At 65.0% G+C, this 23,086-nt stretch carries 21 protein-coding genes; 5 read left to right on the top strand and 16 right to left on the bottom strand.

All coding sequences use genetic code 11. The features are described 5' to 3' along the window. Window positions 1–183 precede the first annotated feature (183 nt). The 5 genes from FBZ93_RS17945 to FBZ93_RS17965 all read left to right on the top strand — a co-directional run bounded on the left by FBZ93_RS17945 (window position 184) and on the right by FBZ93_RS17965 (window position 5,606). A complete protein-coding gene (locus FBZ93_RS17945; RefSeq protein WP_246667538.1) occupies window positions 184–1,530 on the top strand; it encodes a lytic murein transglycosylase in 1,347 nt (448 codons plus the stop codon). A 346-nt stretch (window positions 1,531–1,876) separates the two neighbouring features. Next, window positions 1,877–2,380, top strand: coding sequence for a DUF1993 domain-containing protein (locus FBZ93_RS17950; RefSeq protein ID WP_146987213.1), 504 nt, complete (start codon window positions 1,877–1,879; stop codon window positions 2,378–2,380). A 108-nt stretch (window positions 2,381–2,488) separates the two neighbouring features. Next, window positions 2,489–3,349, top strand: coding sequence for an SDR family NAD(P)-dependent oxidoreductase (locus FBZ93_RS17955; protein WP_146987214.1), 861 nt, complete (start codon window positions 2,489–2,491; stop codon window positions 3,347–3,349). A gap of 75 nt (window positions 3,350–3,424) precedes the next feature. Then, complete coding sequence (locus FBZ93_RS17960) at window positions 3,425–4,528, top strand: alkene reductase (RefSeq protein ID WP_146987215.1); 1,104 nt, start codon at window positions 3,425–3,427, stop codon at window positions 4,526–4,528. A 265-nt stretch (window positions 4,529–4,793) separates the two neighbouring features. After that, window positions 4,794–5,606, top strand: coding sequence for a tetratricopeptide repeat protein (locus FBZ93_RS17965; protein ID WP_146987216.1), 813 nt, complete (start codon window positions 4,794–4,796; stop codon window positions 5,604–5,606). Here FBZ93_RS17965 and FBZ93_RS17970 read toward each other — a convergent pair. From FBZ93_RS17970 to FBZ93_RS18040, 16 genes are all read right to left on the bottom strand, one after another. Beyond that, on the bottom strand, window positions 5,595–6,305 hold the full coding sequence (locus FBZ93_RS17970) for a hypothetical protein (protein ID WP_146987217.1): 711 nt from the start codon (window positions 6,303–6,305) through the stop codon (window positions 5,595–5,597). The two genes, FBZ93_RS17965 and FBZ93_RS17970, sit on opposite strands and share 12 nt — an antisense overlap. Before the next feature lie 184 nt (window positions 6,306–6,489). Continuing rightward, window positions 6,490–8,232, bottom strand: a complete 1,743-nt coding sequence (locus FBZ93_RS17975; protein ID WP_167529103.1) for an ABC transporter substrate-binding protein — start codon at window positions 8,230–8,232, stop codon at window positions 6,490–6,492. 115 nt (window positions 8,233–8,347) lie between these two features. Beyond that, on the bottom strand, window positions 8,348–8,674 hold the full coding sequence (locus FBZ93_RS17980) for a DUF2160 domain-containing protein (protein WP_146987218.1): 327 nt from the start codon (window positions 8,672–8,674) through the stop codon (window positions 8,348–8,350). 66 nt (window positions 8,675–8,740) lie between these two features. Then, window positions 8,741–9,547: a carbohydrate ABC transporter permease gene (locus tag FBZ93_RS17985; protein ID WP_021075985.1), complete on the bottom strand. Its 807-nt coding sequence runs from the start codon at window positions 9,545–9,547 to the stop codon at window positions 8,741–8,743. Then, entirely contained in the window at window positions 9,547–10,521 is a 975-nt protein-coding gene (locus tag FBZ93_RS17990; protein WP_146987219.1) for a carbohydrate ABC transporter permease, read from the bottom strand. Before FBZ93_RS17990 ends, FBZ93_RS17985 begins: the two co-directional genes overlap by 1 nt. Then, window positions 10,521–11,606: an ABC transporter ATP-binding protein gene (locus FBZ93_RS17995; protein ID WP_146987220.1), complete on the bottom strand. Its 1,086-nt coding sequence runs from the start codon at window positions 11,604–11,606 to the stop codon at window positions 10,521–10,523. The genes FBZ93_RS17990 and FBZ93_RS17995 overlap by 1 nt, the downstream gene beginning before the upstream one ends. Window positions 11,607–11,618: 12 nt before the next feature. Further along, window positions 11,619–12,707, bottom strand: coding sequence for an ABC transporter ATP-binding protein (locus FBZ93_RS18000; RefSeq protein ID WP_146987221.1), 1,089 nt, complete (start codon window positions 12,705–12,707; stop codon window positions 11,619–11,621). After that, window positions 12,704–14,248 carry a glycerol-3-phosphate dehydrogenase gene (glpD, locus tag FBZ93_RS18005; protein WP_146987222.1) on the bottom strand — a complete coding sequence of 515 codons (1,545 nt, stop codon included), beginning with the start codon at window positions 14,246–14,248 and terminating at the stop codon, window positions 12,704–12,706. Before glpD ends, FBZ93_RS18000 begins: the two co-directional genes overlap by 4 nt. Next, window positions 14,143–14,424 carry a hypothetical protein gene (locus FBZ93_RS40645; protein ID WP_167529077.1) on the bottom strand — a complete coding sequence of 94 codons (282 nt, stop codon included), beginning with the start codon at window positions 14,422–14,424 and terminating at the stop codon, window positions 14,143–14,145. Before FBZ93_RS40645 ends, glpD begins: the two co-directional genes overlap by 106 nt. A gap of 137 nt (window positions 14,425–14,561) precedes the next feature. Continuing rightward, window positions 14,562–15,392 (bottom strand): DeoR/GlpR family DNA-binding transcription regulator, encoded by an 831-nt coding sequence (locus FBZ93_RS18010; protein ID WP_146987223.1) that lies wholly within the window; start codon window positions 15,390–15,392, stop codon window positions 14,562–14,564. Between the two features lie 160 nt (window positions 15,393–15,552). Further along, entirely contained in the window at window positions 15,553–16,263 is a 711-nt protein-coding gene (locus tag FBZ93_RS18015) for an HAD family hydrolase (protein WP_146987224.1), read from the bottom strand. An 82-nt stretch (window positions 16,264–16,345) separates the two neighbouring features. Beyond that, entirely contained in the window at window positions 16,346–16,540 is a 195-nt protein-coding gene (locus FBZ93_RS18020; RefSeq protein WP_146987225.1) for a hypothetical protein, read from the bottom strand. Window positions 16,541–16,704: 164 nt separating this feature from the next. After that, on the bottom strand, window positions 16,705–17,166 hold the full coding sequence (locus FBZ93_RS18025) for an acyl-CoA thioesterase (protein ID WP_167529089.1): 462 nt from the start codon (window positions 17,164–17,166) through the stop codon (window positions 16,705–16,707). After that, window positions 17,163–19,259: a 3-hydroxyacyl-CoA dehydrogenase NAD-binding domain-containing protein gene (locus FBZ93_RS18030; protein WP_146987226.1), complete on the bottom strand. Its 2,097-nt coding sequence runs from the start codon at window positions 19,257–19,259 to the stop codon at window positions 17,163–17,165. Before FBZ93_RS18030 ends, FBZ93_RS18025 begins: the two co-directional genes overlap by 4 nt. A gap of 2 nt (window positions 19,260–19,261) precedes the next feature. Next, window positions 19,262–20,545 (bottom strand): acetyl-CoA C-acetyltransferase, encoded by a 1,284-nt coding sequence (locus tag FBZ93_RS18035; RefSeq protein ID WP_146987227.1) that lies wholly within the window; start codon window positions 20,543–20,545, stop codon window positions 19,262–19,264. Continuing rightward, entirely contained in the window at window positions 20,545–22,812 is a 2,268-nt protein-coding gene (locus tag FBZ93_RS18040; RefSeq protein ID WP_146987228.1) for an acyl-CoA dehydrogenase, read from the bottom strand. Before FBZ93_RS18040 ends, FBZ93_RS18035 begins: the two co-directional genes overlap by 1 nt. Between the last annotated feature and the right edge of the window lie 274 nt (window positions 22,813–23,086).

The following is a 23,086-nucleotide window of genomic DNA, read 5'->3' on the forward strand; positions in this document are numbered from 1 at the left end:
CCTCCGGGCGCGATCGATCCGCCGACACCCCTGCCCGCGAATCATCGGCCGATCATGGCGGCGGCACTTCAACCTGCCTTAGCCCAATTGGTCCAAGGCCCGCACCCCCGTTGTTGCCCGGTGTCAGCCTGGTGTATGCAGATCGGGCCTGAAATCCCCCTTTTTCCCCAGCCGGTGACATCGATGCCAGCATCTTCCCTCCGCGCCCCGATCATGATCGCAGCGATCGCGGGGGCGCTGGCGCTCTCCTCGCTCGGTCAGGCGCAGCAGTTGCTGCCCAACCCCGCGGGGCCCGCGCCAGTCAGGCCGCGCCCGCCGGCGGCGGCCTCACCCAGGGCTGCGTCCTGCCACAACGGGCAAAACTTCGATCGCTTCCTCGCCGAGCTGAAGCAGAAGGCGGTCGCCGCCGGCGTCTCGCAGCGCACGATCGCTGAGGCCGCGCCGTACCTGGTCTACGACCAGGGCATCGTCAACCGCGACCGCGGCCAGCGCGTGTTCGGGCAGATATTCACCCAGTTCGCCGGCCGCATGGCCGCGAATTATCGCATGCAGCAGGGCCAGCAATACATCCGGACCTATGCGGCCGCGTTCGCGCGTGCCGAGAAGGAGTATGGCGTGCCGCCGGCTGTCATCGCCGCGTTCTGGGGGCTGGAGAGCGATTTCGGCGCCCAGATGGGCAATCTGCCGACGCTGAAATCGCTGGTGTCGCTGGCCTATGACTGCCGCCGCTCGGAGATGTTCCAGGGCGAGACCATCGCGGCGCTGAAGATCATCGAGCGCGGCGACCTGACGCCCGACGAGATGATCGGCTCATGGGCCGGCGAACTCGGGCAGACGCAATTCCTGCCGACGCACTATTTCAACTATGCCGTCGACTATGACGGCGACGGCCATCGCAATCTGCTCGCGAGCGGTCCCGACGTGATCGGCTCGACCGCGAACTACATCGCCAACGGATTGAAGTGGCGGCGCGGCGAGCCGTGGCTGCAGGAGGTGCGCGTGCCGCAGGCCGCGAATTTTCCGTGGGACCAGGCCGACCTCACCGTCAAGCTGCCGCGCTCGAAATGGGTTGCGCTCGGCGTGACTCTGACCGACGGCAAGGCGCTGCCAAGTGACGAGCTTCCGGCCTCGCTGCTGCTGCCGATGGGCCGCATGGGTCCAGCGTTCCTCGCTTATCCGAATTTCGCCGCCTACACCGAGTGGAATAACTCGCTGATCTACTCGACCACCGCCGGTTATCTCGCCGGCCGCATCGCGGGCGCACCGCCGATGCAGCGGCCGCACGCCCCGGTCGCGCAGCTGCCGTTTGGCGAGATCAAGGAGCTGCAGGGGCTCTTGGCGCGCGCCGGCTACGACGTCGGCAAGATCGACGGCGTGATGGGCCAAGCGAGCCGCAGCGCGGTGAAGGCGATGCAGATGAAATACGGCCTGCCTGCGGATTCCTGGCCGACCGCGGAGCTGCTCGCGCGGATGCGCGGCGGCGGTCGCACCCAGCCGGCCGCGGACGCCGCGATGCCGGGGATGCGGTAGTCCCGCTCTCACTTTCCGTAGCCCGGATGTAGCGAAGCGGAATCCGGGAAGACAACCGAACGTGGCTCCCCGGATTGCGCTGCGCTTCATCCGGGCTACGCCGTCTTTTTTCCCCGTCACCCTGAGGAGCGCGCAGCGCGTCTCGAAGGGTCGACGGCCACCGGCCGGGCCGTGCATCCTTCGAGACGCGCTTCGCGCTCCTCAGGATGACGGGATTGAGAAAGCGCCACGGAAATATTTGACCAAGTGTTACAGCCTCCCGCAGTTGTATTCTTCCAACCGCGCCCCATTTGCAGCATCGCCGTTCGGTAACATCCGGACTTTCATCAGCACCAGGGAGCATCACATGTCCTTCCATGACGCCGTCGTCCCCGCATATTTGCAGATCCTAAGCAGCCTCACCGGCGAGTTGACCAAGGCCGAGGCGCATTGCGAAGCGAAGAAGATCGCGCCCGAGGTGCTGCTGGCATCGCGGCTCTATCCGGACATGCTGCCGCTGACGAAGCAGATCCAGCTGGTCTGCGATCACGCCGCACGCGGCTGCGCGCGGCTGACGCACAGCGAGGTGCCGTCAACGCCCGACACCGAGAAGAGCTTCGGCGAACTGAAGCAGCGGCTGGCGAAGACGATCGACTATGTGAAGTCGTTCAAGCCGGAGCAGTTCGAAGGCGGCGACGCCAAGGACGTCACCTTCCCGATCGGCCCCGACCGCACCATGACCTTGAAGGGCCAGCAGTTCCTCAGCGCGTTCTCGTTCCCGAACTTCTATTTCCACGCCGTGACCGCGCACGGCATCCTGCGCCACAACGGCGTCGAGGTCGGCAAGCGCGATTTCCTCGGCGCGAGCTGACGCGATATTCCCCGTCGCGGGATTTTCCCGCTGCGGCGGATACGTCGCCTCACCAGCGCAGCCGTGCTACTGCTCCCTGACAACAACAAGACGTCAGGGAGCACGCCAATGTCGACCACAACCCACGCACCGAAAGCCATCGATCCCTCCTCGTCGCTGCACGCCGAAGCGCTGGGATTGGCGAAGAACCACGGCCGCCTCACCGGCCGCCGTATCATCGTGGTCGGTGCGGGACAGCGCACAATCGTCGACGAGGAACCGCCAATCGGCAACGGCCGCGCCATGAGCGTGCTGTTCGCGCGCGAGGGCGCCGCGGTCGCCTGCCTCGACGTCAACAAGGACGCCGCCGACGGCACCGTCGCGCAGATCACAAAGGAAGGCGGCAAGGCCTTTACCGATGTGGTCGATGTCTCCGACGTCGCGGCGATCGCGCCCGCGGTCGAACGCTGCGCGCAAAAGCTCGGCGGGCTCGACGGGCTGGCGCTCAATGTCGGCATTTCCTCCGGCCTGTCATTGCCCAAGATGACGGCGGAAGCCTGGGACCGCGACTACGCCGTCAATGTGCGCAGCCACATGCTGTTCGCGCAGAAGGCGCTCGAGCTGATGGCGCCGGGCGGCGCGATCATCCTGATCTCGTCGATGGCGAGCCAGCGCGCCGGCGGCCGCAACCCGGCCTATGAATCCTCCAAGGCGGCGCAGATCGCGCTCGGACGGGCGATTGCGCGGGCCGGCGAGGACAAGGGCATTCGCTGCAATGTGATCGCGCCCGGCTTCATGGATACCCCGATGGGCCGCGACGCCAGCCGCAGGCGATCGGATCGCGCCTTGACAGTGCCTTTCGGCCGCCAGGGCACCGGCTGGGAGGTCGCCTATTCTGCGCTGTTCCTGATTTCGAATGAATCCTCCTATGTGAACGCGCACACTCTGTTCCTCGATGCCGGCCACATGGGCGGAATCGTGCGCGGCTGATCTGCGGACGGGCCATTGCGCTCGTCGCCGCAATGCACAACTCTCCCTCATCGATCATTGTCTGGAACATTTCACATGAGCCAATCGACCAAACTCCTCGAGCCTTACAAGCTGGGCGCGCTGACCTTGCCGAACCGCCTGGTGATGGCGCCACTGACGCGCAACCGCGCGGTGCCGCCGGGCATGGTGCCGAGCCCGCTCGCGGTGGACTATTACGGCCAGCGCGCCTCCGCCGGCCTCCTGATCACCGAGGCGAGCCAGGTCTCGCAGCAGGGCCAGGGCTATCAGGACACGCCCGGCATCTATTCGAAGGAACAGGTCGAAGCCTGGCGCAAGGTCACCGATCGCGTGCATGAGCGCGGCGGCCGCATCTTCATCCAGATCTGGCATGTCGGCCGCATCTCGCATACCTCGCTGCAGCCGAACGGCGGCGCGCCGGTGGCGCCGAGCGCGATCCGCGCCAAGACCAAGACCTTCGTGAACGGCACCTTCGCCGACGTGTCCGAGCCGCGCGCGCTCGAACTGTCGGAAATCCCTGGGATCATCGAGGACTTCAAGCGCGGCACCGCGAATGCGCTGGCGGCCGGCTTCGACGGCGTCGAGATCCACGGCGCCAACGGCTATCTGCTCGACCAGTTCGCCCGGGACAGCACCAACAAGCGCACTGACGCCTATGGCGGCTCGATCGAGAAGCGCGCGCAGCTGATGCTGGAAGTCTCCAAGGCGGTCGCTAAAGAGGCCGGCGCCGACCGCACCGGCATCCGCATCTCGCCGGTGACGCCGGCCAACGACGTCTCCGATTCCAATCCGCAGCCGCTGTTCGACCACATCGTCGACCAACTCAACGCGTTGAAGCTGACCTATATCCACGTCATCGAGGGCGCGACCGGCGGCCCGCGCGACAATTTGGCCTTCGACTACGCTTCGCTGCGCAAGCGCTTCAAGCAGACTTACATCGCCAACAACGGCTACGACTTCGCGCTGGCGGAGAAGGTGCTGGAGGCAGACGCGGCCGATTTGATCGCATTCGGCAAGCCATTCATCTCCAACCCCGACCTGGTCGAGCGGCTGAAGGCCGGCGCCCCGCTCAACGAATGGGACAAGGCGACCTTCTATGGCGGCGGCGCCAAGGGCTACACCGACTATCCAACGCTGAAGGCGACCGAACCGGCGGAGTAAAGTCAGCCTCGCTGCCTCGCGATCGTCATTGCGAGGAGCCAAGCGACGAAGCAATCCATGCTTCGTATTCTGCGGCGCGATGGATTGCTTCGCTTCGCTCGCAATGACGGAAACAGAACGGCCGGGATCGCTCCCGGCCCTTTTTCATTGCGCACCATCGGATTTCTATGCATCGACGCCCTCGCGGCACGACAAGCGCTGGCCTCGACCTCCGGCACCGCATAGCATGGTGCGCATCGAGAGCATGACACGGTCACATGCGGGAATGAGCAAGGACAACGCCGAGGATATCGTTCGACGCGCGACCGCTGCCTACAACAGCGGCCGGCACGACGAGGCGATCGCGCTTTGCGAGCGCGGCCTTTCACGTCAGCCCGGCGAACCGATGCTGAGCCATCTGCTGGCGGCCGTGCTGTTTGCCAAAGGCGAGATCGCGCCGGCCCGCAGGCATGTCGAGACCAGCCTGGCGCGGCGTCCCGACAATGCCGCGGCGCGGCTGCTGGCCGGCCGCCTCGCCCGCTCCGGCGGCGAATTCGATGCGGCGCTGGCGCATCTCGAGCGCGCCATCGCGCTGAAGCCGCAGCGCGATGCCTTCGTCGAGAAGGCGCGCACGCTGGATCTGGCCAGCCGCAAGGGACAGGCGCGCGAGGCCTGGGAGGCGATCCTCAAGGCCATCCCGGAGCATCAGGAAGCCAATGCGCGCCTCGGGCGGCTGGCCTGGGAGGATGGCGAGCTCGCCAAGGCTGCAAGCCTGCTTGCGCGCGCCACCGCGAGCCCGGCGCCCGCATCGGTATGGTTTGATCTCGGCGTGGCAAAGCAGGATCTGCGCGACCATGATGGCGCGGCACACGCCTATCGCACGGCGCTCGAGATCAAGCCGGACTATGCCGAGGCGGCACTCAATCTCGGGATCGCGCTGCAGGAGGACGGCAAGCCCGACGCCGCGATGCAGGCCTTTGCGCGCGCCTACGGCCTGCGTCCAAAACTGTTCGGATCAATCGCGATGGCGCTGACCTCGGCCCCGCATGGCCGCCTGTGGCTCGATGAGGGCGCGCTGCGCGCGGCCTTAAGTAACTAGCCGCCCGCGCTTGGCACGGAAATGCTTGCGGTAGACATTGGGCGCGGCCAGCACTTCGCCGACCACTTTTGCATAGGCTTCGCGGTGTGCGTCGTCGAAGGCTTCGAACACCAGTTCGGGCGCTTCGCGCGGCACGGCGAAGCATTGCGCGACCGGCGTTCCTTTCGGCAATACACCGGCAAAATCAGGCTGGGTCCAGACCGCCGGGAAATTGATCCCGCCGTCGTGAAACCGGTCGGCGTCAACGAGGCCCGAGATCAGCCGGAACGGCAAGTCGTCGCGATTGACCGGATGCGTCGCGAACAGCGACCAGCCCGGTTCGAGCTCGATGGTCCAGAAGCTGTTGAATTTCAGCGCGGCCTGGCCGTTGGCGAACGGCGCGCCGGCAAACTGCGCGACGGGATGGAAGCTGAGCGGCGCGCGCGGATGACCTTGCGTTGCCGGCTCCGGAATGTCCCAGTCCCAAGCGAACGCGCCGTGCTCGACCCTGATATCGCAGGGCAGCGGGATCATGACCCCGTAGGCCATCGCATCGACGAAGGGCGGGCATTGCTTGACCGTGCGGATGTCGCGGTCGTGGATCTCGGAATGCGCCTTCGCCGGCATCGCGCGCAGCCAATCGGGCAACGCAGTGCGGGCCGGGAACGGCCGCGGCAGATGCTCGGCAAGCCGCGGATCACAGCGAAAGATCATGCGCATGGTGAACTCCCGGGATCATGATGCGATGACAAGGCGACGCATGATGACCTCATCGCGCTATTTGAGCACAATCCCGAAAGGCGCTCCACTCTTCCGGATACAGGCGTCGATCAAGCAAAAAGGCCGGGATCGCTCCCGGCCTTCTGTAGTTTGCGGATGGCGTGGGCGGTCAAGCCTTGCCGCCTTACTTCGCTTCGGCGCGCTTGGGCGGCGAGGCCGGCCACGACTTGATCAGGGTGTCGTAGTCGATCGTCTCGCCCTTCGGCTTCTCGTTCGCGAGCTTGCGCTGCGGAGCGATGGTGCCGTCCTTCTCCGCCTTCTTGTACCAGTACTCGGCGGTTTCCTTCTTGTTCAGCTTCGGTCCGCAGGCGCCCTGCACACCGGACTTCTCAAGACGCTCCATCACCGAATCCTGGGCCGCGGCGAGCGCGTCCATCGCAGCTTGCGGCGTCTTCGCACCGGACGACGCATCGCCGATGTTCTGCCACCACAGCTGAGCGAGCTTCGGATAGTCAGGCACGTTGTTGCCGGTCGGGGTCCACTGCACGCGCGCGGGCGAGCGGTAGAACTCGATCAGGCCGCCGAGCTTTGGCGCACGCTCGGTGAACGACTTGTCCCAGATGTCGGATTCACGGATGAAGGTGAGACCGACTTGGCTCTTCTTCAGGCTCGTCGTCTTGGAGACGATGAACTGCAGATAGAGCCAGGCCGCCTTGCGGCGATCAACCGGGGTCGACTTCAAGAGCGTGGCCGAACCCACGTCCTGGTAGCCGAGCTTCATGCCGTCCTTCCAGTACGAGCCGTGCGGCGACGGGGCCATACGCCACTTCGGCGTACCGTCCGCGTTCATCACGGCAATGCCCGGCTTCACCATGTCGGCGGTGAAGGCGGTGTACCAGAAGATCTGCTGGGCGATGTTGCCCTGCGAGGGCACCGGGCCCGACTCGGAGAAGGTCATGCCCTGTGCCTGCGGCGGAGCATACTTCTTCATCCAGTCGAGATACTTGACGATCGAATAGACCGCCGCCGGGCCGTTGACGTCGCCGCCCCGCTCGACCGACGAGCCGACCGGACGGCAGCCTTCCATGCGGATGCCCCATTCGTCGACCGGCAGGCCGTTCGGGAGACCCTTGTCGCCGTTGCCGGCCATCGACAGCCAGGCGTCGGTGAAACGCCAGCCGAGCGAGGGATCCTTCTTGCCATAGTCCATATGGCCGTAGACCTTGACGCCGTTGATCTCCTTGACGTCGTTGGTGAAGAAGTCGGCGATATCTTCATAGGCCGACCAGTTCACCGGAACGCCGAGATCGTAGCCATACTTGGCCTTGAACTTGGCCTTGTATTCCGGGTTGGTGAACCAGTCGTAGCGGAACCAATAGAGGTTCGCGAACTGCTGGTCGGGCAGCTGATAGAGGTGGCCGTTCGGTGCCGTGGTGAACGACTTGCCGATGAAGTCGTCGACGTCGAGCATCGGGTCGGTGACGTCCTTGGCTTCGCCCTTCATCCATTCCGTCAGGTCGACCGCCTGGCCGTAACGGAAGTGGGTGCCGATGAAGTCGGAGTCGTTGATCCAGCCGTCATAGACGTTCTTGCCGGACTGCATCTGGGTCTGGATCTTCTCGACGACGTCACCTTCCTGGATGATGTCGTGCTTGACCTTGATGCCGGTGATCTCCTCGAACGCCTTGGCGAGCGTGCGGGATTCGTATTCGTGCACCGTCAGGGTTTCGGAGACGACGTTGATCTCCATGCCCTTGAAGGGGGCAGCGGCCTTGATGAACCACTGCATCTCCTTCATCTGGTCGTCCTTGGAGAGGGTCGACGGCTGGAATTCGCTGTCGATCCACTTCTTCGCGGCCGCCTCGTCGGCGCGGGCCGGCGCGGCGATAGCCACTGATGCCACAGCCAGCGCGACGACGCTGGTCATGGTCAGAAGACTATCCTTGGTCCTTCTCAAGTGTCGCATGTTGATTCCTCCGGTTGCAGCGACAAACTAAGTACCCCAGGTCCGGGTAGACCCCGGATCTGCTCTTTTTCGCCTCTCAGACGGTGCGAAAGATCACCGCAGCTGAGGCAAGCGAAATCAGTGTTGCGAGCCACAGGCTCGAAATATCAATGCCCTCCCCGATCGGCAGGGTGAAAATCGGATCGGTACCGACGAGGCCGATCCACAGCAAATGGATCACCGCCGCCAGCACCAGCGAGACGAACAGGCGATCGCCGCGCGTGGTCGGAATGCGCAGCACGCCAACCCGCTCGGCCTCGGGATAGGCCGCAGCGAGCCAGGTCATCACGCCGAGCGTCGAGGCGAGCAGCACGAAGAAGATCGCGGTCGGCAGCGTCCAGGCCATCCATGCGATGGATTCCATGATCCTACTCCTTGCGCATGATCCGGTCCGAAAACCGGCTTCCACTTTTCGGGATCATGCGCCCTCCTAGACCCGGCCGAGCGCGAAACCGCGCGCGATGTAGTTGCGGACGAACCAGATCACGAGCGCCCCTGGGATGATGGTGAGCACGCCGGCCGCGGCAAGCAGGCCCCAATCCATGCCGGCAGCCGAGACCGTGCGCGTCATGATCGCCGCGATCGGCTTGGCCTGCACCGAGGTCAGCGTGCGCGCCAGCAGCAGCTCGACCCATGAGAACATGAAGCAGAAGAACGCGGCGACGCCGATCCCGCTCGCGATCAGCGGCACCAGGATCTTGATGAAGAAGCGCGGGAACGAATAGCCGTCGAGGAACGCGGTCTCGTCGATCTCGCGCGGCACGCCCGAGACGAAACCCTCGAGGATCCACACCGCCAGCGGCACGTTGAAGATGCAGTGCGCGAGCGCGACCGCCCACGGCGTATCGAACAGGCCGATCGCCGAATAGAGGTTGAAGAACGGCAGCGCATAGACCGCCGCCGGCGCCATGCGGTTGGACAGCAGCCAGAAGAACAGATGCTTGTCGCCGAGGAAGCGGTAGCGCGAGAACGCATAGGCCGCCGGCAACGCCACCGCGATCGAGATCACGGTGTTGATGACGACATATTCCAGCGAATTGATGTAGCCGGAATACCAGCTCTCGTCGGTGAAGATGCGCCGGTAGTGCTGCAGCGTCGGCGTGTGCGGCCACAGCGTCATCGTCGAGACGATCTCGGCGTTGGTCTTGAAGCTCATGTTGACGAGCCAGTAGATCGGCAACAGCAGGAAGATCAAAAACAGCGCCATGATGAGGCGACGACCGGGGATCGAGTGCATCACGCCACTCCTTCCTTCGGTTTGAGCACGCCTGCGGGCCTGGGTGCGGCCGCTGCCTTAGGCTCGGCCGCCGGCTCGCCCTGCGCCACGGCCTTACGTTCGGTGCCCGCATTGGTCATCACGGTGTAGAACACCCAGCACACGATCAGGATGATCAGATTGTAGACCAACGACAGCGCCGCGGCCTTGCCGAGGTCGAACTGGCCGAGCGCGATCTTGACGAGCTCGATCGAGACGAAGGTCGTCGAGTTGCCGGGGCCGCCGCCGGTGACCACAAACGGCTCGGTGTAGATCATGAAAGAGTCCATGAAGCGCAGCAGCACCGCAATCAGCAGCACGCGGTTCATCTTCGGCAGCTGGATCGCCTTGAACACCGCCCAGCGCGAGGCGCCGTCGATCTGCGCCGCCTGGTAATAGGCGTCGGGGATCGACTTCAGGCCGGCGTAGCACAGCAGCGCGACGAGGCTGGTCCAGTGCCAGACGTCCATCACGATGACGGTGACCCAGGCGTCGACCTCATTGGACACGTAGTTGTAGTTGAAGCCGAGATGGTTCAGCACATAGCCAAGCAGGCCGATATCGGGCCGGCCGAAGATCTGCCAGATGGTGCCGACCACGTTCCACGGAATCAAGAGCGGCAGCGCGAGGATGACGAGGCAGGCCGCGACGCTCCAGCCCTCACGCGGCATCGACAGTGCGACGATGATGCCGAGCGGCACCTCGATCGCAAGGATCACGGCGGAGAAGAACAAATTGCGGCCGAGCGAGGCCAGGAACCGGCCGCCGAGATCGGTCGAGGGATCGAGCAGCTCCTTGAACCAGCCGACACCGTTCCAGAAGAACTGGTTGTTGCCGAAAGTATCCTGCATCGAATAGTTCACGACCGTCATCAGCGGCAGCACCGCCGAGAACGCGACCACCAGGAACACCGGCAGCACCAGGAACCAGGCTTTTTGGTTGATCGTCTTGTCCATCAGGCGACCCCTTCCACCAAATGGCTGTCGGCATAGACGTGGACATAGGCGGGATTGAAAACGAGACCGGCGGTATCGCCGGAGACCGAGAAGCCCGGCGGCACGCGCGCCGCGAGCTTGGTGTTGCCGACGCGGACACGGGCGAACTGGATGCGGCCGAGATCGTCGATCCGTTCGATCGTGGCCGAGAGCAGCCCGGACGCCGGCGGCGCGACATCGACGAATTCGGGCCGCACGCCGATCTCGATCTTCGCAGCCTTCGGTAGCACACCATAGTTGCGGTGCAGGCCGATGACGTGGCCGTCGATCCGCGCCTCATGGCCCGAGACCTCGGCGGGCACGATGTTCATGCCGGGCGAGCCGATGAAATAGCCGACGAAGGTGTGCGCCGGCTTGTCGAACAATTCGGCCGGCGTGCCGCTCTGCACCACGCGGCCGTCATGCATGACGACGACGGTATCGGCGAAGGTCAGCGCCTCGGTCTGGTCGTGGGTGACGTAGATCATCGTGAGATCGAGCTCGCGATGCAGCGCCTTCAGCTTGGAGCGGAGCTGCCATTTCAGCTCGGGATCGATCACCGTCAGCGGCTCGTCGAACAGCACGGCGGCGACGTCGGAACGCACCAGGCCGCGGCCGAGCGAGATCTTCTGCTTGGCGTCGGCGGTGAGCCGCGTCGCCTTGCGGTTCAGATACGGCGTGAGGTCGAGCAGACCGGCGATCTGCTTGACCCGTGCATCGACCTCGGCCTTGGCGATACCGCGGTTCTTCAACGGGAAGGCCAAGTTCTCGCCCACCGTCATGGTGTCGTAGATCACAGGAAACTGGAACACCTGCGCGATGTTGCGCTTCTGCGTCGACAGCGGCGTGATGTCCTTGCCGTCGAACAGGATCTGGCCGCGCGACGGCGTCACGATGCCGGAAATCAAATTGAGTAGCGTGGTCTTGCCGCAGCCGGACGGCCCGAGCAACGCATAGGCGCCGCCCTGCCGCCAGGTCATGGTGACCGGCTTCAGCGCAAAGGATTCCAGCGGCGCGTCGTTGCCGTTGTAGGACTGCGCGAGATCAACGAGGTCAATGCGGGCCATGAAGCATCTCCCTCACTTCGAGAAACTGGTTGCGGGTGAAGCGACGAGGCGGTCGGCCGCGTCGAACACGAAAATGTTGTCGGGATCGAGCGCGGCGTCGAGCACCTGCCCGGGTTCATATTCGTGCACGCCGTGCAGCACCGCGACCCAGTTCGAATCGTGGACATGGACGTGCACAAAGCTCTCCGAGCCGGTGATCTCGGTCACGGTCACGGTAGCAGCGAATTTGTGGCGGCCGGCCGAAGCGTTCCCGACCTCGAGCTGATGCGCGCGGAAGCCGATCCGGTAGGCGCCGTCGGGCAGACCGGCATAGAGTCCGGCTGCGGGCGCCTGCTCGCCGCCGGCATAGATCACCCGGTCGCCTTTCTTCTCGATGCCGATGATGTTGAGCGGCGGATCGGAGAACACCTGCGCGACCCGCAACGTGTCGGGATGGCGGTAGACCTTCGGCGTCGCGCCGGTTTGCAGCGCCTCTCCTTCCCACATGCATACGGTGTCGCCGCCGAGCAGCAGCGCTTCCGATGGCTCGGTGGTGGCATAGACGAAGATCGCGCCGGACGCCTCGAAGATGCGCGGCAGCTCGGCGCGCAGCTCCTCGCGCAGCTTGTAGTCGAGATTGGCGAGCGGCTCGTCGAGCAGCACGAGATCGGCACCCTTGACCAGCGCGCGCGCGATCGCGGTGCGCTGCTGCTGACCGCCGGAGAGCTGCAGCGGCGTGCGCTTGAGGTAGGGCTCGAGCCGCAACAGGCTGGCCGCCTCCGCGACGCGCTTCTCGATCTCGGCCTTCGGCTTGCCCTGCACCCGCAACGGCGAGGCGATGTTCTCGTAGACCGTCAGCGAGGGATAGTTGATGAATTGCTGATAGACCATCGCGACCGAGCGCTGCCGCACGTCGGCGCCGGTGACATCCTTGCCGTCGACCAGCACGCGGCCGGTGGCCGGCTTGTCGAGGCCGGCGAGCAGCCGCATGATCGAGGTCTTGCCCGACAGGGTCGGCCCGAGCAGCACGCTGAGCGTGCCACGCTCCAGCGTCAGCGACACATCGCGGATGGTCGGAATGCCATCCACGGTTCGCGTGACGTTCTGCAGTGTAACGCTCATGCCCGTCCTCCCGCTTCGCGGAGGGGACGTTCACCGGACACGCGGTTGGCGGCCATCCACTCGTCGAGCGCGGCGATTTCACCCGCCGTCATCCGCAAGCCCAGCTTGGATCGTCGCCAGACGACATCTTCCGCAGTCCGAGCCCATTCGTTCGCCATCAGGTACCGGACTTCACTCTCCGTCAAGGTGGCGCCGAAGGAACGGCCGAGATCTTCAGCCGATGCTGCATTGCCGAGGACCTTGCCGGCGCGCGTGCCGTAGGCGCGCGCGAGACGGTTGGCATGGGGCTGCGTGAGGAATGGATGGTTGCGAACCAGCTCGGCGGCGAGCGCCACGACGGCCGACACATCCATGTCGCCGCCGGGCAGCGGCGCCTTGCCGGTCCAGCCCTCCTGCGCTTTCGCACCCTTGAGATAAGGCGCGAGCCGCTCCAGCGCCTCTTCGGACAGCCGGCGATAGGTCGTGATCTTGCCGCCGTAGATCGAGAGTAGCGGCGCACCGCCGGGCGTATCGAGTTCGAACACATAGTCGCGGGTCGCGGCCTTGGCCTCGCTCGCGCCGTCGTCATAGAGCGGACGCACGCCGGAATAATTCCAGACCACGTCCTGCGGCTTCACCGGCTTGGCAAGGTATTCGCTGGCGGAGGCGCAGAGATATTCGATCTCCTCCTGCGTCGCCTTCACCTCGGCCGGATCGCCGTCATAGTCGCGATCGGTGGTGCCGATCAGCGAGAATTCGTCCTGATAGGGAATCACGAAGATGATGCGGCCGTCGGCATTCTGGAAGATGTAGGCGCGGTCGTGGTCGTAGAGCTTGGGCACCACGATGTGCGAGCCCTGCACCAGGCGCACCTTGGCCCGCGCGTTGACGCCGGCGCCCGACGCCAGCACCTGTTCAACCCAGGGACCGCCGGCATTGACCAGCACGCGCGACTTGATCGTCTCACGCGAACCGCTCGTCGTATCCTCGACCGTGACGTGCCAGACACCGTCGACCTGCCGGGTCTCGACCGCGCGGGTGCGGGTGCGGATCTCGGCGCCGCGATCGGCGGCATCGCGCGCCGTCAGCGCAACCAGCCGCGCGTCGTCGACGAAGCAGTCGGAATATTCGAAGCCCTTGGTGTAGCGGCCGGGGATCAGCGGCTTGCCGACCACGTCGCGCGTCAAATCGACCGAGCGCGTCGCCGGCAGCAGATGCCGGCCGCCGATATGGTCGTAGAGGAAGAGGCCGAGCCGCAGCAGCCAGGCCGGGCGCAGGCCGGCATGGTGCGGCAAAACGAAACGCAGCGGGCGAATGATATGGGGCGCGATCTGCCAGAGAATCTCGCGCTCGATCAGCGCCTCACGCACCAGACGAAACTCGTAATATTCGAGATAGCGCAGACCGCCATGCACGAGCTTGGTCGACCAGGACGACGTCCCACTGGCCAAGTCATTCATTTCACAGAGGAAAACAGAATTACCCCGGCCTGCCGCATCGCGCGCGATGCCGCAGCCATTAACGCCGCCTCCAATGATGGCGAGGTCGTAAATTCGGTCCAAAGAACGCTTCCCCCGGCAACCGCCTTCGCTTTGACGGTTTTACTTTCGGATTGGAGTAGATCACAACAAAAAACGAAAGAAAAGCGAAAATGGGGAACTTTAGCTGGGGATTTTTTGGGCGGGATGATCGCGGCGGGGGCAGAATCTCTCGCCACCACCCACGCGACGACGTTCACCCCCGTCACCCTGAGGTGCGAGCGAAGGGAGCCTCGAAGGGTGCATGGCCCGGCTGGTGGCCGTCGATCCTTTGAGACGCGCGCAAGAGCGCGCTCCTCAGGATGACGGGTCAGAGTATGAATGCTTGGCGAGTGAGCTACGCGCTGCGCAGCGTCGCCGGTGTCGCGTCGACGCCATTGTCGTCGATGTCGACGGCCGGCTTGTCCATCGCCACGACCACCTCGATCCCTCTGCTGTGGCAGATGTTGGCGAGGCCCGCAGGCAACGGCGAGTCGGTGACGAAGGTCTGGATCTGGCTCATATGGGCGATGCGCACCGGCGCGCTGCGGCGGAGTTTGGTCGCATCCGACACCAGCATGACATTGCGCGCATTGGCGATGATCGCCTGCGCCACCTGCACCTCGCGATAGTCGAAGTCGAGCAGCGCGCCCTCCTCGTCGATCGCGGACGCACCGATGATGGCGTAGTCGACCTTGAACTGGCCGATCAACTGCGTCGCGGTGGAGCCGACCACCGCACCGTCGGCGCGGCGCACCGTGCCGCCGGCCACCACCACCTCGATGCGCGGATGGCGATAGAGCAGCATCGCGACATTGAGGTTGTTGGTGATGACGAGCAGGTCCTCATGCGAGGTCAGCGCGCTGGCGACCTCTTCCGTGGTGGTGCCGATATTGATGAACAACGAGCAGCCGTTCGGAATCCGCGCGGCCGCGGCGGCGCCGATCGCCTTCTTCTCCTCGGCAGCGACGAAGCGGCGCGCCTCATAGGCGAGGTTCTCGACACCGGAGGCGATGATCGCACCGCCATGGATACGGGTCAGCGACCGCTCGTCGCAGAGATCGTTGAGGTCCTTGCGGATGGTCTGCGCCGACACCTCGAACCGCTTGGCAAGGTCTTCGACCATGACCCGGCCGAATGCGCGTGCAATGTTGAGGATTTCAGTCTGGCGATGGGAGAGTCCGGCCACGGCGGCCCCCTTGAAACGGCAATTGGTTGGAGCATGATCATTTCGGAAAACCGGCTTCCACTTTTCCGGATCATGCTCTCGCCCATGGTGCGACCGTTCGGCACCGAGGTCAACGAGCAAGCATCGCCGAGGTTAAGAACTGCGTTGCAGCAATGCCGATTTACCAAGTCATGGCCGACGCAACCAGGCGGATCAATTCCGGATCGTCGAATGCCCGGGCGCTGGCGACGGCGCCCGCCGCGAGCAGATCGGCATGATTGAGCCCGGTTCGCATCCCGATCGTCGCGATGCCCGCCGCCGTCGCGGACTGAACGCCGGAGCGCGAGTCCTCGAACGCCAGTGACGCCGATGCCGCCGCACCCGCGAGGCGCAGCCCCTCGAGATACGGCAATGGGTGCGGCTTGCCGTGCGCCAGCTCGTCGCCGATCACGAGGGCCTTGAAACGCTGCGCAATGCCCAGTCCCGAGAGCAGCAGTTCGGCGTTCGGGCGCGGCGCATTGGTCACCGCCACCATCGGCACGCCGGCGCGATCGGCGCGATCGAGCAGCGCCATCAATCCCGGCACCGGCACGATCTGGCCGCTGACCAGTTCGCGGAAAATCCGCTCCTTCTCGCTGAGGATGGCGGCGCGGCGCTCAGGCGGCTCGTGGGCGAGGAAGCGCTCGCCGATCGACGCATTGGAGAAGCCTTGCAGCTCCCTGCCGAAGCGCGCGCGATCGAACGCGTGCCCGTGAGGGCCGAGCACCTGGTTGAACGCGGCCAGATGGAGTGGATCGGTGTCGGCGAGCGTGCCGTCGATATCGAACAGCAACGCCCCTTGCGTCTGCGACGCTCCGTGGGTCTGCGACGCTTGGCCTCGTGTCTGCGACATCCGGGGAAGTTTCCGTGAACCGGATGCATCAATACAGACTCCAGCGGCGCGCGCAAACGGCGCACCGCGGCTCAATGGCCGATCAGGAAGCGACCTGCAAAATTTGCCCGGTGACAAGGCGTCGCGCCGCACGCTCGGCCTCGCGTGCGTTGCGGAAGATTTGGCCTTCAAGAGCCTGGAAAAGGTGCGAGGCTGCAAAAAACGCGTACCCGCGTGCGTCGCGCACCACGATACCCGCTGTTTCTGAATTTACCTCGATCACGCAGCTGTCTGACATTGTCGGCCTCGGTTTGATTCCGGGCCGACAACGGTGTCACTGCCTGTTTGTTCCTCGGTTTATTTGCGAACCGAAGCGCCATTTTTGCAATCAGGCAGCGCTCCGGTCTCAGTTTCGACGCGTTTTACTCGCGCCGAATCAGCGGCGTTTTCGCGCGAAAAACGTCAGGTCGAAATCGTCGCGCCGTCGCGCTGGATCGGTTGCGGATGGCCCTGCTCGTCGATCGAGACATAGGTGAAATTGCCGTCGGTGACGAGGATCGATTGCTGCTCGCGGCGGCGCAGCACCCAGGCTTCGAGATGTACCGTGATCGAGGTGCGGCCGACGCGCACGAGATTGGCGTGCACCGAGACGAGATCGCCGACATAGACCGCCTTGCGGAAATTCATCGCCTCGATCGCGACCGTCACGGTGCGCGATTTCGCGACCTTGCCGGCGAACACGCCGCCGCCGAGATCCATCTGGCTGAGCAGCCAGCCGCCGAAGATATCGCCATTGGCGTTGGTATCGGCCGGCATCGCCAGCGTGCGGATGCAGAGATCGCCCTGCGGCTCGTTGCCGCTGATCGGCGGCGCGTGAACGTGGGTCTCGGGTGCTTGGGTGTCGGTCACTTGCGAGTCGGTCACTTGAAGCCCTCCCAGCCGGTATCCGGGGCAAATCGCCCGCCGAACTTGCGCATCAGCGATTGCATGGTCGACACGATATTGTCGACCCCGCGGCTGCGCGCATAGTTGAGCGGGCCGCCGCGGAACGGGGCATAGCCGGTGCCGAAGATCATCGCGCCGTCGACCATGTCGGGATCGTCGACGATGCCCTCGCGCAAGGCGGCAACGCAGACATTCGAGATCGGCAGCACAAGCCGGTCGATCATCTCGTCGCTCACCTTCGGACCGGTCTCCGGCAACGGCGATTTCTCCGCCTTGCCGTCCTTCCAGGTGTAGAAGCCCTTGCCGGTCTTGCGGCCGAGCTCGCCCTTGGCGACCTTTTCGCGCAGCCAGGCCGGCGTCGGCGGCAGCGTGTCGCCGAACTTCGAGCGCAGCATGTCGCCGACGTCGAGGCAGATATCGAGGCCGACCTGGTCGGCAAGCTCGATCGGGCCCATCGGCATGCCGAACTCGATCGCGGCTGCGTCGATCAGGCGCTGGTCGGTCTTCTCGTCCAGCATCATCATCGCTTCCAGCATGTACGGCGTCAGCGCGCGGTTGACGAGGAAGCCCGGCGAGCTCTTCACCGGCAGCGGCAGGCGGTCGATGGCGCCGACGAAGGCACGCGCTTCCTGGAGCATCGCGGCATCCGTGCCGTCATGGCTGACGACCTCGACCAGTTGCAGCCGCGACACCGGGTTGAAGAAATGCAGACCGAGCAGCCGCTCCGGACGCGCCAGCGTGGTGCGCAGATCCTGCAACGGGATGCTCGATGTGTTGGTGGCGAGGATCGCGCCGGGCTTCATCCTCGGCTCGAGCGAGGCATAGACCTTCTGCTTCAGCTCGAGCTTTTCCGGCACCGCCTCGATGATGAGATCGGCGTTGCGGACGCCCTCGCCGTCCATGTCGGGGATCAGCCGGTCGAGCGCGTCGCGCTGGTCGATCTTCCTGCGCATGATCTTGCCGAACAGCTCGGAGGCGCGCTTCATCGCGCCGGCGATCGGCTCGGCCTTCATGTCGGCCAGCGTCACCCTCATGTCCTGGTTGGCGCACCAGGCCGCGATGTCGCCGCCCATCGCGCCGGCGCCGATGACATGGACGTGCTGCACCTTGTTGCCGGTGCCGGCCACCTTCTTCATCTGCTCACGCAGGAAGAACACCCGGATCAAATTCTGCGCCGTCGGCGTCACCATCAGATTGGCGAACGAGGCCTTCTCCGCGTTCAGCATCGCCGCGCGGTTGCCGGCGTGCTTCTCCCAGAGCTCGATCAGCGCATAGGGCGCTGGATAATGCTTGCGCGGCGCCGCCTTCTCGGCCTCGCTGCGCATCCGCGAGGCGAGAAAGCCCCTGACTGGACCCGAATTGAGCAGCGAATTGAGCGCGCCGGGCCTGGCGCGCTTCAGCCGCCCGAACACCGCATCCTTGACCGCGTTGCGGACATGGCGCTCCTGGGTGACGGCATCGACCAGCCCGAGGGATTTGGCGCGGCGTGCATCGATCGTCTTGCCGGTCAGCATCAAGGTCATCGCCTGCATCGGGTTGACCAGCTCGGTGAAGCGCACGGTGCCGCCGAGGCCGGGATGCAGGCCGAGCATCACCTCCGGGAAGCCGAACCTGGCATCGTCGATCGCGATCCGCATCTGGCAGGCGAGCGCGACCTCGAGGCCGCCGCCGAGGCAGAAGCCGTGGATGACGGCGACCGACGGCACGCGCAGCGCCTCCAGGCGGTCGATCACCGCATGGGCGCGGCCGATCTGGGTCTCGACAGCGCCGGGATCGGTGACGCCGCGAAACTCATTGACGTCGGCGCCGGCGATGAAGCCGCTTTTCTTGGCCGAGCGCACCACGAGGCCGGTCGGCCGTTGGTTCTCCAGCGCCGTGACGATGGCGTCGAGCTCTTCGAGCAGATCGGCGGACAGCGTATTGGCGCTGGCACCAGCGCGGTCGAACAGCAGCCAGGCAATGCCGTCCTCGTCACGCGTCAGCTTGAAATTCCTGTACGGGCTCTCGGTGGCCGGCTTCGGCCCGAGTTCGAGCACGCGATCGGCGAGAAGGTCCATGATCCGTGAATCCATGATCACACCATCTCAATCAACATCGCGCCGCCCTGCCCGCCACCGATGCATTCGGTGGCGACGCCGCGCCTGGTGCCGAGCCGCTTCATCGCATTGACCAGATGCAGCACGATGCGGTTGCCGCTGGTGCCGACGGGATGGCCGAGGCTGATCGCGCCACCATCGACGTTCAACTTCGCGCGGTCGATCTCGCCCGCCGCGCCGTCAAGCCCGAGAATCTCGCGGCAGAATTTGTCGTCGTTCCAGGCGGCGAGGCAGCCGAGCACCTGGGTCGCAAAGGCCTCGTTCAGCTCCCAGGTGTCGACGTCCTGCAAGGTCATGCTGTTGCGCTTGAGCAGCGCGCTCGCCGACAGCACCGGGCCAAGGCCCATGATCGAGGGATCGAGCGCCGACCACTGGCTGTCGAGGATGACGGCCTTCGGCGTCAGCCCGTGCTTGGCCACCGCGGTCTCGGACGCCAGGATCACCCAGGAGGCGCCGTCGGTGATCTGCGAGGAATTGCCGGCGGTGACCTGACCCCACGGGCGCTCGAACACCGGCCTCAGCTTTGCCAGCGTCTCGGCTGTGGAGTCCGGGCGAACGCCATCGTCATGATCGTAGAACTTGCCGTCGCGCGAGAACGCGGTCTCGACCTCGCCCTTGAGGAAGCCCTCCTTCTGCGCGTTGGCCAATCGCTGATGGCTCTGGGCCGCGTAAGCATCGGACTGCGCGCGGGTGATGCCGAAGAGATGGCCGACCTTCTCGGCGGTCTGGCCCATGTTGAGCTCGGTGATCGGATCGGTCAGCCCGCGCTCGAGGCCGATGATCGGCTTGAAGTAGCTCGGCTTCACCTTCAGCGCCGCGGCGATCTTGGCACCCAGCCCCTTGGCGCCGGCAAAGCCGGCAAACCAGCGCACGCCGGAATTGGGCCAGACCAGCGGCGCGTGGCTCAGTGCCTCGGCGCCGCCGGCGAGGATCAGATCGGAGATGCCCTCGCGGATGTAGCGATAGCCGGTGTCGATCGACTGCATGCCGGAGCCGCAATTGATCTGCACCGTGAAGGCGACCATCTGCTCGCCCATGCCGAGCCGGAGCGCCGCGACCCGCGCCGGGTTCATCTCGTCGGCGATCACGTTGACGCAGCCAAGGATGACCTGGTCGAAGGCATCAGGCGCGAATGGCTGCCGCGCCAGTAGCGGCCGGCCGCATTGCACGGCGAGATCGACCGGGGTGAACGGGCCGGGACCGGAGCGCGCCTTCAGGAACGGCGTCCGGCTGCCGTCGACGATAAAGACTGGTCGCGCCATCAGCTCGCCGCCCTCTGCTCACCAAGCTCCTGGAAGAACTGATGCACGTCGGCGGATTTCTTGTAAATCGGGGACAGCGCCTCGGGCGCAAAATCATCGACCTCGATGACTTTTGCGACGGCCTCGTGAGCGGCGGCGAGCTTCTCGCCGTCATCCTGGGTGATGACGCCCTTCCTGACCGCCTCCTGCCAGTCATGAAGCCGCGCCGCACGCAGCTGCTTGGCCGCATCCTCGGCCGCGACAACGAGACGGAAGGCCTTTTCCAGCCGCGCAATGCCGCCGTCGTCCTCGACAAAGGCGAGGTCCGGCGTCAGGCGGTCGCGCGCCGCTGATGGCGACAGCACGAGCTGGGCGCACAGATGCACGACGCGATCAGACGGGCCGGTGACGCGTGCGCCGAACGGCTGGATCAGGAATTTCAGCAGCCACGCCACCGGACGGTTCGGCAGGTTGGCAAGGATCTCCGCAAAGCGATTCTCGATCGTCTTGAAGCCTGACGCCATGCACCATTCGAGCGCAGGCAGATCCTCCTTCTGCCGGCCCTCGTCCTGCCAGCGTTTCAGCGCGGCGGAGAGCAGATAGAGCTCAGACAGGATGTCGCCGAAGCGTGCGGAGAGCATCTCCTTGCGCTTCAATGCACCGCCGAGGGTGAGCAGCGCCATGTCGGCGCACAGCGCGAACGCCGACGAATAGCGTGACAGCTGGCGATAGAACTTCGTGGCATCGCCGGCATCCGGCGCCGGCGCGAACAGGCCGAAGCTCCAGCTGCGGCCCCAGGCGCGGAACATGGTCGCAAAGCTGTGGCCTACATGCTTCCAGAACGCGGTGTCGAATGCGGCGAGGCCCTTGTCGCGATCGGTCTCGCTGAGCGCGTTCATCTCCTGCAACAGGTAGGGATGCGCGCGGATCGCGCCCTGCCCGAACACGATCAGATTGCGGGTCAGGATATTGGCGCCCTCGACGGTGATGCCGACCGGCACCGAGCGGTAGAGCCCGCCGAGATAGTTCTGCGGCCCGTCGATCACGGCCTTGCCGCCATGGATGTCCATGGCGTCGTCGATCGCGATCCGCATCCGCTCGGTGGCGTGCAGCTTCATGATGCCGGAGATGACGGCGGGGTGGTGCCCCTCGTTCAGCGCAGCGCAAGTCAGCCGCCGCGCGGCGTCGAGCAGATAGGAGGTCGCAGCGATGCGCGCCAGCGGCTCTTCGATGCCCTCGAACTTGGAAATGGAAATGCCAAACTGCTCACGGATGCGGGCATAGGCGCCGGTGGTACGCGCGGCATAGGCGGCGCCGGCGGCCGACAGCGACGGCAGCGAGATGCCGCGGCCGGCGGCGAGCGCCGTCATCAGCATCTTCCAGCCTTGGCCGAGCCGCTCCTGGCCGCCGATGATGTAGTCGAGCGGGATGAAGACGTCCTTGCCCCGGTTCGGGCCGTTCTGGAACACCTGCATCGCCGGCAGATGGCGGTGGCCGATCGAGACGCCGGGCAGATGGGTCGGGATCAGCGCGACCGTGATGCCGAGCTCGTCCTCGCTGCCGACGAGGTGATCGGGATCATAGGCCTTGAAGGCAAGGCCGAGCAGTGTCGCGACCGGACCGAGCGTGATGTAGCGCTTGTGCCAGTTGAGCTTCAGCCCGAGCACCTCGCGGCCTTCGAAATTGCCCTTGCAGATGATGCCGGTGTCGATCATCGAGGCGGCGTCCGAGCCGGCCTCCGGGCTGGTCAGGCCGAAGCAGGGAATGTCCTGGCCCGCGGCCAAACGCGGCAGCCATTTGTCCTGCTGCTCCCTGGTGCCGAAGCGCATCAGGAGTTCACCCGGCCCGAGCGAGTTCGGCACCATCACGGTGACGGCCGCGGTCAGCGAGCGCGACGAGATTTTCCGCACCACTTCGGAATGCGCATAGGGCGAGAAGCCGAGGCCGCCGAATTCCTTGGGGATGATCATGCCGAAGAATTTCTTGGCCTTGATGAAGGCCCAGACCTCGGGCGGCAGATCGCGCCATTCCCAGTTGATCTTCCATTCGTCGAGCATCGTGCTGAGCTCGTCGACCGGACCGTGCAGGAAGGCGTTCTCCTCGTCGGTCAATTTGGCTGGCGCGAATGCCAGCAATTTCGACCAATCGGGATTGCCGGTGAAGAGATCGGCGTCCCACCAGACGTCGCCGGCTTCCAGCGCCTCGCGCTCGGTGTCGGACATGGTCGGCAGCACGCCACGCGCCCAGGAGAAGATCGGCTTGGAAAGGTAATCGCGGCGGAAGCTCATGGTGGAGTCCTCATGGATCGGCGGCGCGGATGCATAATCTTATCGGAAAGTGCCGGTCCCCGGTGAACACTTCGCTGTTCAAATAAAGCGAAATTGACGCGGCTGAGCCGCCGTTTGTTAACGGCAGGCCGCGCGTTCAGTTCCGAAAGCTGAGGTGCGACAATCAGGTAGCGGGGGATGGCAAATTCACCTCTCCCTTGGGAGAGGTCGGCGCGCAGCGCCGGGTGAGGGGTTACGGTCTCTCGTGAGAGCAGCGCCCCCTCACCCGATTTGC

The sequence above is a fragment of the Bradyrhizobium macuxiense genome (assembly GCF_007993935.1).
Lineage (GTDB): Bacteria > Pseudomonadota > Alphaproteobacteria > Rhizobiales > Xanthobacteraceae > Bradyrhizobium > Bradyrhizobium macuxiense_A.